The following is a 12,331-nucleotide window of genomic DNA, read 5'->3' as shown; positions in this document are numbered from 1 at the left end:
GCAGTTCGTTCACGAAGCCGGTGCCGCCCGGATGGCCACCAGGGCCCGCGGCTCCGCCGGGCACTGCGGGTGGGCCACGAGCTCGGGTGCCTGCCGGCGCAGTTCCGGGCTGCCGGCGTCCCAGTCGATCGCGATCCACCGCCGACCGGGCTCGGGGTCGGGATCCGCGGCGTACTCGCCGAAGAGGTGGCCGCGGCGCCGCCGGTCGTCCGCGAGGGCGTCGCGCAGCGCCCGCGCGTGCCCCGGACGGAGCAACCCGCTTGGCGCCGCGCCCCGGACGGGCGTAGGCAAGGAGGAGCCGGGTGAACGGCGTGCGTGCCAGGAGGAGCTGTCCGGGATGCAGATCGTGGTCGATCTCAATCGGTGCCAGGGGTACGCCCAGTGCGTGTTCCTCGCTCCGCGGGTGTTCGAGCTGCACGGTGAGGAGGGCCTGCTCTACGTGCCCACGGTGCCGGAGGGTCAGGGCGAGCACGTGCGGCGGGCCGCGGCGGCCTGCCCGGTGCAGGCCATCGTGGTCGGGGAGCAGGCGGGTGGCGACGCCGGTGTCCGGTGAGATGAGGGACGGGCGGATCGTTGTCGTCGGGGCTTCGCTGGCCGGGCTGCGCGCGGCCGAGGCGCTCCGTGACGGGGGGTTCGAGGGCGAGCTGACCCTGGTCGGGGACGAGCCGCGGCGGCCCTACGACCGGCCGCCCCTGTCCAAGCAGGTCCTGCTCGGCAAGGCGGGCGCCCAGGAGTGCGGGCTGCCGGCCCGCCGTGAGCTGGACGCGCGGTGGAAGCTCGGCGTGGCCGCCACCGGCCTCGACCCCGTCGGCAAGAACGTGCTGCTCGCCGACGGGGAGCGGCTGCCCTTCGACCGGCTGCTGATCGCCACCGGCACCCGCGCCCGGCCCTGGCCGAACCCCGACGAGGCCGCGCTGGAGGGCGTCTTCACGGTCCGTACCAGCGACGACTCCGCCCGTCTGGCCGCGGCTCTGGACGCCGGTCCCCGCCGGGTCCTGGTCATCGGCGCCGGGTTCACCGGCTCGGAGGTCGCCTCCGCCTGCCGGGAACGCGGTCTTGAGGTGACCGTCGCCGAGCGCGGCCGGGCGCCCCTGATCGGCGCGCTGGGCGGTACGGTCGGCGACTGGGCCACGAAGCTCCAGCGGGCGCACGGCGTCGACCTGCGCTGCGGCGTCACGGTCACCGCCCTGACGAGCTCCGGCGGGCGGCTCACCGGTGCGGAGTTCTCCGACGGCGGCCGGATCGAGGCCGACGTCGCCGTGGTCTGCCTGGGCGCGGTCCGCAACACCGAGTGGCTGTCCGACTCCGGCCTGGCGGCCGGCCCCCGGGGGGTGGCCTGCGACGCGGGCTGCCGCGTCTTCAATATGTACGGCATCGTCACGGACGATGTCTTCGTCGCCGGTGACGTGGCCCGCTTCCCCCACCCGCTGTTCGAGTACCAGCTGATCGCTCTGGAACACTGGGGCAACGCCGTGGCGCAGGCCGAGGTGGCCGCCCACAACATGATCAGCCCCGGTCCGCTGCGCCGGCCCCATCTGGCCGTACCGGCCTTCTGGTCCAGCCAGTTCGGCCTCAACATCAAGTCGGTGGGCGTGCCGACCTTCTCCGACCAGGTCGTCCTCGCCCAGGGCTCGACGGACGAACGCCGTCTGGTGGCCGTCTACGGCTATCGCGGGCGCGTCACCGCCGCCGTGACCATCAACCGGGCCAAGTGGCTGGAGCACTACCAGCGTCTGATCGAGGCTGGCGCCCCGTTCCCGCCCGGCCCCGGCGCCGCCGACCGATTCGCGGACGGCGAGCCCGTCCCCTCCGACGTACCCGACCCCCGCGTGCTCACCCACGGCCCGACCGTCGCCCTCACCGGGCACCTGCCGGACCGCCGCCTGACCCTGATCCGGCCCGCCGGCTGACACCAGGAGCCCGTCCATGTCCTCCGAGACTCTCTTCAGCCGGATCACCGACTATGCCAACCGTCACGACCCCTACCCCCTCTACGCCGAGCTCCGCGAGCACAAGGTGGCACAGCAGGAGGACGGCAAGTACCTGGTGGGCACCTACCACGAGATCACCGCGCTCCTCCACGACCCGCGGATCAGCTCCGACGTGCGCAACCGCACCGAGCCCGACCCGGACCTCCTGCCGCAGGGGGGACTGCCGCCCGCCTTCATCGGGCGCGACGACCCCGAGCACGACCGCCTCCGCCGCCTGGCCATGCGGCCCTTCGGCCCGCCCCACACCCCCGGCCGGGTCGACGCGCTGCGCGGCGACATCACCCGCATCGCCGGGGAACTGGCGGACGGGCTCCGGGACAAGGAGCGCCTCGACCTCGTCGAGGACTTCGCCTTCCCACTGCCCGTCACCGTCATCTGCGACCTGCTCGGCGTGCCGTCCGAGGACATCCCCCAGGTCCACACCTGGGCCGACACGGTCGTCTCCGGACTCGACTTCACGCCCGGGGAGGACCCCGGGCCGCGCCGGCGCGCCGCGCAGGAGGCGCGGACGGCGATGGGCCTGTACCTCGGCGGGCTCGCCGAGCAGCGGCGTAGCCACCCCACCGGCGACATGCTCTCCGCCCTGGCCAACGAGAGCGGCCCCGACGGGCTGCTCACCCAGGAAGAGCTGATGGTCACCACCGTCCTGCTCCTGATCGCCGGGCACGAGACCACCGTCAACCTCATCACCAACGGCATGCTCACCCTTCTCCGCAACCCCGAGGCCCTCAAACGGCTGCGCGCCGAGCCCGAGCTGATGCCCAGGGCCGTGGAGGAGCTGCTGCGCTTCGAACCTCCCGTGCAGTTCCTGCCGCAGCGCACCCCTCTGGCCGACATCGAGGTCGCGGGAGTCACCATCCCCAAGGGCGTGCCGCTGGTCCTCGTCCTCGCCTCCGGCAGCCGTGACCCACTGCGCTTCCCGGACGCCGACCGTTTCGTCCCCGACCGCGAGGACAATGTCCACTTCGGCTTCGGCAGCGGCATCCACAACTGCTTCGGCGCGCCCCTGGCCCGCCTGGAGACACAGATCGCCCTCACCACGCTGATCAATCGCCTGGAGAACCCGCGGCTGCTGGAGGACCCGCCGGAGTACCGCAGCAGCCCCGTCCTGCGCGGCCCGCGCCACCTGCCGCTCGCGCAGGAGCCGCGCTGACGGGGCAGCAGAGCGATCCGTCCCACGACCCGGTCGGCGCCGTCGATGTCGTGTGCGGCGAGGAGTTGATGACAACATGTCGCACCCCCGTCCGACGGCCGTGCGACCTAGTACTGCAACGGTCCCGGACGGGCCCCTTGGGGCCGGCCGCTCTGTGGCCGGAGCACGCCGGCGGGCACCTGCGGTCACCTGCGGCGCGCGGCGGAGGGACTGAAGGTCCCTGTCCTGGGAGCCGGTGGGGCCGCGTACGTCGGGGCCCACGGCCCTGTCGGCAGGCCGACGGGAAGGCCGACCATGATCCCGTCATTGTCCTGAAATCGCACCTGCCGGCCGCGGCGGAGCTGCGCGCCGGCGCCGACCGGCCGTTATTCCGGCGCGTCTCGGCGGCCGCGTGCCTCACCGGATGGACCGCCTGCGCGGGCGCCGTCCCACTGCTCCTGACCGGGGTTCCGGGACCCGTCACGGTCGCCGCCGTGGCAGCGGGCGTGACGGCCGCCGGCTGCCTGCACGCGGTGGCCGGCGCGCCGCGACGGCGCGAACTGAGGACCGCCGCCCGCGCCTGGACCGAACTGGCCGTCCCCGCGCCCGTCGTACCACCGGGACACGGCCTCAAGGGCCGCGCGACGCGCCTGGCCGTCGCCTGGTGCCTGTCCGCGGTGGTGCTCGCGTCCGCCGGCACGGCCCTCCTGTTGGTCGCCGCGTCCGGGCCACGTCCCGTCAACGGGCCGACGGGGCCGGCGCGATGATCAATGGGCAGTCGGTGCCGTGGATGAGGGTACGGCTGGTCGAGGCGAGCAGCGCTTCCTTGAGCCCGCTTCTTCTGCGCGTGCCGACCACGAGGCAGCGCGCGCGGCGGGACGCCGAGGCGAGCAGCGCCGCAGGGTCGCCGACGAGGACGTCCTGCCGGACCTCGACGCCCGGGTACCGCTCCCGGTGCCCCGCCAGCGACTCCGAGAGGCGCGCCCGGGCCTCCTCCAGGGCATCGGCCCTCACCGCGTCCCGGGGCTTGCGGACCAGGATCGCGACCAGGCCGACCCCGCGCAGGAACGCCTCCTCGAAGGCCAGGCCGACGGCAACCTCCGCCGAGGGCGTGCCGTCCGCCCCGACCGCCACGGGCGCGTCGTCCGGCACGCCGGAGAGCGGCTCCCGCACGAGCACGACCGGACAGGCCGGGTGCCCGGTCAGGGCGTCGGCCTCGTCGCGGGGCGCGAAGAGCGAGTCCGCCACGGCTTGGCGTGGTGTGGGCAGCACGACGAGGCTCGCGGACCGGGCGGCTTCTCGCAGGACCCGGGCGGGCCGGCCGGAGGCCAGCTCGGTGTCGATCTCCAGCTCGCGGTGGTGGCGCAGCGCCTGGTCGCGTGCTTCGCGCAGCAGCGTTTCTCCCCGCGCGTGGAGGTGCGTCGCCCAGGAGTGGGCCCGGCTTCCGGGCTCCCTGTACGGCAGGGTGCTCGCCACCCCCACCTGGACGTGCAGCAGCCGCAGGGGGAGGCTCCGGAGGGCTGCCTCGTCCGCCGCCCAGCGCACGGCGTGCTCGCCGAGGGGCCGGTCGGAGACCTCCACGAGAACGGCCTGCCGGCTTCCATCCATCCGGAGACTCCCTCCGGTCCGTCCTGGCCTGCTCTCTCCGTTCCAGCGTGCGGCCTCCACCGGCGCCACGCCACGGGACGGTATGGGAACGGTGTGTCCGGGCATGCCTATGGCGACGCCCTGGCCTTGTCACGGCGGGCTCATGCCGGGGTCCGGTATCGCTGTCGGTGCTCACCTGGAGTGCGATGGACACGCTCACGACCGGGACGCTCGCGGTGCCGGGCGCACGGCTGTACTACGAGGTACGGGGTGCGGGGCCGCCCCTGTTGCTCATCGCCGGTGGCAACAGCGACGCGGCCGTGTTCGAGGGCTTGGCCGTCGTGCTGGCCGCGCGCTTCCGCGTCGTCAGTTACGACGCCCGCGGCAACTCCCGCAGCACGCTCGAAGGGCCGCCGGTGGAGCAGCGGATCGAGGTACACGCGGACGACGCGTCCCGTCTGCTGGCGCATCTGCTCCCGGCGGGCGAGCCGGTCCGCGTGTTCGGCAGTTGCCTGGGCGCGCTCGTGGGGCTGGAGCTCACGTCACGTCATCCGGGCCGGGTGCGGGCGGTGGTGGCGCACGAGCCGCCCGCCCTGGGCCTGCTGCCGGACGCCGGGGAGCACCTCGCGCTCGTCGACGACGTCCTCCGGACGTTCCGTCGCGAAGGCGTGGCACCGGCGCTGCACAGGCTCAGCGCGCTCTACGGCGGCCGTCCCGCGCCGGCGCTGCCCGAGGAGCGCGACAACACCGCGTTCTTCCTGGCCCATGTCATGCGTCCCTCCACGCGGTTCGTGCCCGACCCCGCCGCGCTCGCGGCGGTGGCGGACCGGGTCACGATGGCGGGCGGCCACGATTCGCGTACGTATGTCATCCACCGCCCGGCGGTGGCCCTGGCGCACCGGCTGGGGCACCGGCTCGCGCTGTTCCCGGGCGGCCACGCCGGATACGCCGGACGGCCCGGGGCGTTCGCGGAGCGCCTCGTCGAGGTCTTCGCCGCCCGGCCGGTGGACGACGGCTCGGGCGGCGCCGCGGGCCGGGGCGGGACCGGAGGTCCGGGGGCGCGGGCATGCGTATCGTGATGGGGGCGCAGAACTGCGGCTTCGGCCCGGTCGCCGAACTCGCCGCGGTCTCCCGGCTGCTCGCCGGCCACGAGCGGGTGTTCGTGGGTGACGGTGTGGCGGCGTCCTTCGCCCGTGCCAACCCGGACGCCTTCGACGACATCCGGCCGGTGTCCGGGGCCGTCGACGCGCTCCTGGAGTCCAGCGATCACGTGGTGTCGGCGATGGACGCCGACCTGGCCCTGCGGGCCGTGGTGGCGCGCCGGCCGTTGGTCATGGTGGACAGCCTGTTCGGCTTCTGGCAGCTCGGACGACCACCGGCCCGGATCCGTGACCTGTGCGAGAGCCTGCCACGCTCCGGTTTCGCGGCCGCTGACGCTCACCTCCGTGAACTCTCCCCGCACGAGCGCGTCGTGGCGGCGCATCTGCTCGCCACCGACAGCGTGATACAGAACTTCCCGGGTGTCGGCACGCGCCTCGCCGAGTTCGCCGCGCTCGGATCCGGGCCCGCCGTGCACCTGACCGGCGCGATCATCGATCACACCGGCCTGCCGGGCGCGTCGGGTGCGGCGCCCCCGGAGTACGACCTGCTGGTCAATGTCGGCGGGTTCAGGAACTTCCTGCTGGATTTCGAGTCGAACAACGACTATCTGTTGCTGCTGGAGCGCCGGCTCCAGGACCTGCCACGCGACTGGCCGCGGTTCCGGCGCGTACTGGTCTGCGGTGGCCCCTTCGCCGGGCGGCGGGAGCGGACCGTGTCGTCCGCCGGGCGGGAGGCCACCTACCGCTGCCCGCCCCGACGCGAGCTGCTGCGGCAGGTGGCGCACACCCCCGCGTACCTGATGGCACCCGGGCTGACCGCGCTCCACGAGGCGCTGGCCCTGGACCGGCTGCCGCTGGCACTGCACGAGCAGCACTACGCCCACGTCTTCACCGTACGGCGCCTCGGCGGCACGCTCTTCGGGCGGACCGCCAACCGGTTCTCGGACGTCGTGCCGTACGACGACGTACCGGAGGAGGACTTCGCCGGCACCGCGGCCCTGGTGAGGATCGCGGGCCGGATACGGACGGACGAGGACCTCTATGCCGCGTTCCGGCGCTCCTTCAACGAACGCGTCGAGCAGTACCTCTCGCTCACGTCGGCGCGGCGGCGGCACGGCGTACGGGAGTTGCGGGACGTTCTCGGAGGTGAGCCCGTCGCCCCCGTGGTGGCCAGGATCTTCGCCCAATGAAGGGGGGCCAACGCCATTCAGGCGATCGTGAGCGTCGTCACTCCCGTCGCGCCCGTGAAGCCGGTGGTGAGGCACTGAAGCGCGCCCGGTTGCGGGAGGGTGATGACCTCGACCGCGGTCCGGCCCTTGAACCGGCCCTTGACGACCTCGCCGGTGATCGTGGTGACGACCTGCCCCGCCACCGCCGTACTGCTGCCGCTGATCTCGGCGACGCTCGTGTCGCCGGTGCTCCAGCGGAAGGTCCGCCGTGCCGTGAAGCCCTCGAGAAGGTCGTCGCAGCCGGCGAACAGGGGGAACTTCTCCTGGTACGACCCACTCTTCACCTTCCCTCCCACGTCGACGCACGACATGAACCGTCCGTCGGTGGCGACTTCCAAGTGCCGCTGCTGGAAGGTGACTCCAGGGCTGTAAGAGACGGACTCGGTGCCCTGGCACTGCAGGAGCGCCGACCGCTGGTCGTGGCCCTGCGCCGAGGCGGACGTCAGGGGCGTCGCCACCGCCAGGCCGAGGGTGGCGATCGCCGCCAGGGCACGGGTACGTGAACGCAGGCGTGATCTCTCAACAGTCATGGTGCGTGGCATCCCCCGCCCGGACACCCGCGACACAGGCGCGCGGGAGTGACTGGAGCGCGGGCCGTGTCACGATCAGGCGCGCCGTAGGGGCACGGGCGCCGCCCCTACGCCCTCCGCCCGCACCACCGGTCACTTCTCGTCGAAGAGGAGCTCTTCGGAGGGGTGGGTCATCTTCACGGTCTCGCCGTTGGTGATCTCGACGATGTTGTGGAGGCCGGTGACGAGGGTGGACACATGGTCGCCCGACAGGGTGCGGAACTTGTCCGCGGCGCCGCCCAGGTACGCGGGGAAGCAGGCCAGCGACGTATTGCCGAGCGACAGGTACTCCTTCAGCCGGCGGAACAGCTTCGGGAGGATGACCACGTCCTCGGTGATCGAGGACATCCCGGTGACCTTCGCTCCGGTGAGGGTCACGTCGCCGAGCGCCCCGGCCGTCACGTTCCACACGCCCTTGCCGGGGTCGGCCTTCGCCGCCAGGGCGGCGGCGGTCAGCGCACGACGCAGTTCGTCGGGGAAGCCCGAGTAGAAGGTGGGGTAGGCCAGCCCTTCGGCGAGCAGGTGCTGGTTGGCGGTCTTCTCCAGGAGTTTCGGCTTGACCTCGATCTCGTAGCCGCTGGCTCCCGGCGGGACGCCGGGGACGACCAGTGCCACGCACCGGCCGAAGACGTCGCTGCCGCGGGTGAGGATGTAGCCGGGGACGCTGTTGGGAGTCGCGGAAATGGTCTCGCGACCGGTGTCGGGGTCGGGGGTGCGCCGGATGTCGCTGAAACCGAGCCACGTCAGCAGGGCGTCCGTGGCGGCGTCGGCGAACTTCCTCGGCTGCCGTTCTTCCGTTCCGTAGTTCCCGCTGTAGTGGGTCTCCAGCGCGTCGATGCCCTCGAGTCGCACATCGACGTGCCCGTCCGGCCCCGGCGCCGGCGTGTGACACCCCCGGACGAGCTTCCATTCGCCCACATAGTCCGGAATGAACGGGATGGTGTCCCCGTCGGGCCGGGTGTGACCCGACAGATGGAAATTTCCCTTGATCAACAGCATGGACATGGCGACTCCCACCGACGCCGGGACAGACCATGCCTCGCGAGGCGATTACGGAGTAGCAAACCGGTTCGTCTCCATGCTGCGACCGCCCCGGCGCGACCGCCATCGGAGGCCGGGCGGGAACGACGGATCCGGAGTGGTTCGCGCGTCGATCCGGCGTATATCCGCCGTAGAAAGGCGCTCCGTACGTTGATGTCAGTCGCCGGGAAGAAGCCCGGGGCCGCCGCCGGAAACGGGGGCGCATCGCACATGGAAATGAAGGAGTCGTCATGAACAACTTCGACGAGCTTTTCGAGCTGGACGTCATCGAGATCGCCGCCACCGGCGAGGACGAGCAGGCCGCGGCGGCCCAGGCCGCGACCGGCTCCTGGCCGTTCTCCTGCAAGACCACCATCTGACGGTCGGTCCTGCAGCCTGAACAAATTCACAAGTGAGGCGGCCCGACCCCCAAGGGCCGCCTCGCTCGTTCCCCCGCACTACTTCTGGAGGCTCCCCGTGGCGGCACCCACGGCCCAACCGGGCAGTGACATCCCCGGTCCGTCGACCTTCCGTTGCGCGGACACCCTGCTGTTCCGCGCCGCGATCCGGCCGCCGGAGCCGTCCGGCAGCCCCGAGGAGCCCGGCGACGGTGCCGGCGAGGCGGAGCTGCGGGACCTGCTGCGCACCGCCGCGGCCGATTCCCGGTTCGGGGAGGCGGTCTCGCTGGCGAGTCCTTCCCTGGGCCGGACCCTCGACGCCGTGCTCGCCGGGGAACCGGTCCGCCTCAAGCAACTGCGTCGCGCGGTACGGGCGTCGGCGCGCTACCGGCTGCGGATGTCCGGCCGGGCCACGCCCTTCGGCACCATGGCGGGAGTCGCCGCGATCGGCTTCGCCGAGGAGCCCGGGGCGGTCGAGGCCGGCTGGGGCGGGCGTCACCGCAAGGTGGTGCGGCCCGACATGGGCTGGCTGACCGAGGTGGTGGCGCGGCTGGAGCGTGAGCCGGCCGTGCTGCGACCGCTGCGCGTCACCGTCAACGACCTGTGCTTCGTACGGGGCGACCGTTTGGTCGTCCCCTACGTCCCTGCCCCCGGGGCGGGCACCCGCCCGGCCGCCCAGGAGGTGTCGGTAAGGGCCGGCGCGGTGGTGCGCCACGTCCTGCGGCGTGCCGCTCTGCCCGTGCCGTTCGAGGATCTGGTCGCCGACCTCCTCGCCGCCTACCCCGGAGCGCCGGCCGCCACCGTGGAGCGGCACCTCGTCGACCTCATCGGGTCGGAAGTACTGCTGACGGAGCTCCGCCCGCCGCTGGACGGCCCGGATCCGCTCGGCCACGTACTGGGCCTGCTGGTCGCGCCGGATCGCACGGCCGAGCCGCTCCCCGGCCCCGTGGCCCGGTTCGCCACCGAACTGTCGGCGGTCCACGAGGAGCTGGCCGCCTACGCCGCGGCTCCGCTCGGCAGCGGCCGTGAGGCCCGCGACGCCGCCGTCCGCCGGATGGCCGCCCTCCACCCTTCGGACCACCTCCTCCAGGTCGACCTGGGACTCGACGTGGAGATCCGGCTGCCGTCCGCCGTGCGCGCCGAGGCGGAACGGGCGGCCGAGACCCTGTGGCGACTGGCCGCGGCCCGGCCGGGCCCGGCCCATCTGCGTCAGCACCACCTCGACTTCCTTGAGCGGTACGGGGCCGGGCGCGCCGTACCGCTCAAGGAGGTCCTCGATCCGGACATCGGCCTCGGCGGCCCCGCCGGGTACCGGCTGCCCGCCAGCGCGCGGACCCCGCACACGGGGCCGGCGGGCCCCCTGGCAGAGCGGGAGCGGGAACAGGACCGGCTGCTGACCGGGCTCGCCCAGGAGGCGTCCGTCAACGGCGAGCGGGAGATCGTCCTGGACGACGCGCTTCTGGAGCGGCTGACCGCCGGCGACCGGGACGCGCCACCGCCTCCGCCGTCCTTCGAGATCCTGGCGCAACTGCTCGCCGACACGCCCGAGGCGCTGGCCGACGGGGACTTCCGGCTGGTGGTCACCGGTGGGGCGCGTACCGCCGGAGCGCACGCGGGGCGCTTCGGGTTCGTGCTGGGCGCCGACGACGACCGGGTCACCGAGCTGGTGCGGCAGGTGCCCGGGGCCGCGCCCGGCGCCGTCGCAGCGCAGCTGAGGTTCCCGCCGCCGCGCGGCGCGACCGCCAACGTGGCGCTGGTTCCCCGCCGTCTGACGCACACCATCACGCTCGGTGCGTTCGCCGACCGCACCGACGGGACGGACCTCGGCGTGTCCGACCTGGCCGTCGTCGCCGACGTCCACCGGCTCGCCGTGGTCGCGCCCCGGCTCGGCAAGGAGGTCGTGCCCGTCGTCCCCAGCATGCTCGCGACGGTGTGGCACGCGCCGAACGCGGCCCGTTTCCTCCACGAGGTGACCCAGAACGGCCTACCGGCCTGGCCACGCTGGCGCTGGGGGGCCGCCGACGATCTGCCGTACCTGCCCAGGATCCGGCGCGGGCGCACCGTACTCGCCCTGGCCCGCTGGCGGCCGACGGACCCCGCGCTGTTCGACCGGGCCACCGCGCCCGGCGACTGGGAGCGGCTCTTCGACGCGTGGCGGTCCCGCTGGCGGGTGCCCGACCGGGTGGAGAGCGTCAGCGGGGACAACCGCATCGCCCTCGACCTGCGCCGTCCCTTCCACCGCGCCCTGCTGCGCGACGAATGGCTGCGCCGCCCGGGCTGCGTCCTTCAGGAACTGCCGACGGACTGTGGCCACGGTTTCGGCTGGCTGGCCGACGGCACCGAACGGTCCGGCCGGGTCAACGAGATCGCGTTCCCGCTGATCCGGGCGGCCCTGCCGCCCGACGGCCCGTCCGCGTCCTCGCTCCGGCCCGTGCCCGTCCCCGAACCCCGCCGCGTCCGCGTCGCCCACGCCCCCGGCTCGCGGTGGCTGTACGCCAAGGTGTACTGCTCGGCCGAGCGCCAGGACGAGATCCTCGCCCGGCGGCTGCCCCGGCTGCTGGAGGGGCTGCCCGGTGAGGTCGATCGCTGGTTCTACCTCCGTTACCGCGACCCGGACCCCCATCTGAGGCTGCGTTTCCACGGCGACCCGGCCGTCCTCACGGGCTCTCTGCTGCCCCGGCTGCGGGCCTGGTGCGACGGGCTCGCCGCCGAGGGGCTCGGGGACAGGCTGGTCCTGGACACCTATGAGCCCGAACTCGAACGTTATGGAGGACCCGCCGCCGCGGCCGCCGCCGAACGCGCCTTCCACGCCGACAGCCTCGCCTGCCGGGAACAGGTCGAGCTGCTCGACAGCCGTGAGCTGGCCCTGGACAGGACGGTGCTGAGCGCGCTCGGCCACGTCGACCTGGCCTGCCGCGTCGCGGGCACCACGGAGGGCGTCCGGTACCTGCTCGACCGCCCGGTGCCCGCGAGGGCGGCCGAGCCCTCGCGCGCCGCCAAGGACCTGGCGCGGGAGCTGACCGACCCGTTCAGCGGCTGGCAGCGGCTGCGCGCCCTGCCGGGTGGCCCGGCGCTGCTCGCGTGCTGGGAGCGCCGCGCCCCCGCCCTCACCGCGTACGGAACGCTCCTACGGGAACTCGACGCCGGTACGGGACCGTTGGGATCCCTCCTGCACATGCACCACAACCGGCTCACCGGCATCGACCGCTCCGCCGAGGAGCGCTCCTTCGCGCTGGCCGCCGCGGCTCTGCGCAGTCGCCTGGATCGCGATCGCGTACGGGCGGTCCGGTGAACGAGCGGAGGGA

General features: G+C 73.6%; 12 protein-coding genes. 8 read left to right on the top strand and 4 right to left on the bottom strand.

All coding sequences use genetic code 11. The annotated features are described in order from the left end of the window. Nucleotides 1–9: 9 nt before the first annotated feature. On the bottom strand, nt 10–291 hold the full coding sequence (locus AB0E98_RS23845; protein WP_361705910.1) for a hypothetical protein: 282 nt from the start codon (nt 289–291) through the stop codon (nt 10–12). Nucleotides 292–337: 46 nt separating this feature from the next. On the opposite strand from AB0E98_RS23845, the gene AB0E98_RS23840 reads away from it, so the two are divergent. The 4 genes from AB0E98_RS23840 (at nt 338) to AB0E98_RS23825 (ending at nt 3,890) form a co-directional block, all read left to right on the top strand. After that, nucleotides 338–553, top strand: coding sequence for a ferredoxin (locus AB0E98_RS23840; protein ID WP_361705907.1), 216 nt, complete (start codon nt 338–340; stop codon nt 551–553). Next, on the top strand, nt 543–1,910 hold the full coding sequence (locus AB0E98_RS23835; RefSeq protein ID WP_361706001.1) for an FAD-dependent oxidoreductase: 1,368 nt from the start codon (nt 543–545) through the stop codon (nt 1,908–1,910). Before AB0E98_RS23840 ends, AB0E98_RS23835 begins: the two co-directional genes overlap by 11 nt. Nucleotides 1,911–1,926: 16 nt before the next feature. Beyond that, a complete protein-coding gene (locus tag AB0E98_RS23830) occupies nt 1,927–3,144 on the top strand; it encodes a cytochrome P450 (RefSeq protein WP_361705904.1) in 1,218 nt (405 codons plus the stop codon). Nucleotides 3,145–3,617: 473 nt separating this feature from the next. Further along, nucleotides 3,618–3,890, top strand: coding sequence for a hypothetical protein (locus AB0E98_RS23825; protein ID WP_361705901.1), 273 nt, complete (start codon nt 3,618–3,620; stop codon nt 3,888–3,890). Here the strand turns inward: AB0E98_RS23825 and AB0E98_RS23820 are convergent. Beyond that, on the bottom strand, nt 3,862–4,731 hold the full coding sequence (locus tag AB0E98_RS23820) for a universal stress protein (protein WP_361705899.1): 870 nt from the start codon (nt 4,729–4,731) through the stop codon (nt 3,862–3,864). The two genes, AB0E98_RS23825 and AB0E98_RS23820, sit on opposite strands and share 29 nt — an antisense overlap. A 185-nt stretch (nt 4,732–4,916) precedes the next feature. On the opposite strand from AB0E98_RS23820, the gene AB0E98_RS23815 reads away from it, so the two are divergent. Next, nucleotides 4,917–5,789: an alpha/beta fold hydrolase gene (locus AB0E98_RS23815; RefSeq protein WP_361705896.1), complete on the top strand. Its 873-nt coding sequence runs from the start codon at nt 4,917–4,919 to the stop codon at nt 5,787–5,789. Further along, nucleotides 5,777–7,000 carry a hypothetical protein gene (locus tag AB0E98_RS23810; RefSeq protein WP_361705893.1) on the top strand — a complete coding sequence of 408 codons (1,224 nt, stop codon included), beginning with the start codon at nt 5,777–5,779 and terminating at the stop codon, nt 6,998–7,000. The genes AB0E98_RS23815 and AB0E98_RS23810 overlap by 13 nt, the downstream gene beginning before the upstream one ends. Before the next feature lie 17 nt (nt 7,001–7,017). On the opposite strand, the gene AB0E98_RS23805 is transcribed toward AB0E98_RS23810, so the two are convergent. Beyond that, nucleotides 7,018–7,569 (bottom strand): hypothetical protein, encoded by a 552-nt coding sequence (locus tag AB0E98_RS23805; protein ID WP_361705891.1) that lies wholly within the window; start codon nt 7,567–7,569, stop codon nt 7,018–7,020. 132 nt (nt 7,570–7,701) lie between these two features. Continuing rightward, nucleotides 7,702–8,613, bottom strand: coding sequence for a nuclease (locus AB0E98_RS23800; RefSeq protein ID WP_361705889.1), 912 nt, complete (start codon nt 8,611–8,613; stop codon nt 7,702–7,704). A 266-nt stretch (nt 8,614–8,879) separates the two neighbouring features. Here AB0E98_RS23800 and AB0E98_RS23795 point away from each other — a divergent pair, with 266 nt between their 5' ends. Together AB0E98_RS23795 and AB0E98_RS23790 are read left to right on the top strand one after the other, a co-directional pair. Further along, nucleotides 8,880–9,008, top strand: coding sequence for a hypothetical protein (locus tag AB0E98_RS23795; RefSeq protein ID WP_361705887.1), 129 nt, complete (start codon nt 8,880–8,882; stop codon nt 9,006–9,008). 97 nt (nt 9,009–9,105) lie between these two features. Continuing rightward, the gene (locus tag AB0E98_RS23790; protein WP_361705884.1) at nt 9,106–12,318 is read left to right on the top strand and encodes a lantibiotic dehydratase; all 3,213 of its coding nucleotides are present in this window, start codon (nt 9,106–9,108) and stop codon (nt 12,316–12,318) included. The last annotated feature ends 13 nt before the right edge of the window (nt 12,319–12,331 follow it).

Source organism: Streptomyces sp. NPDC037389 (assembly GCF_040636475.1).
Classification (GTDB): Bacteria; Actinomycetota; Actinomycetes; order Streptomycetales; family Streptomycetaceae; genus Streptomyces; species Streptomyces hesseae.
The sequence above is the reverse complement of the archived record's forward strand: the minus strand, read 5'-3'. Positions and strand labels throughout refer to the sequence as shown.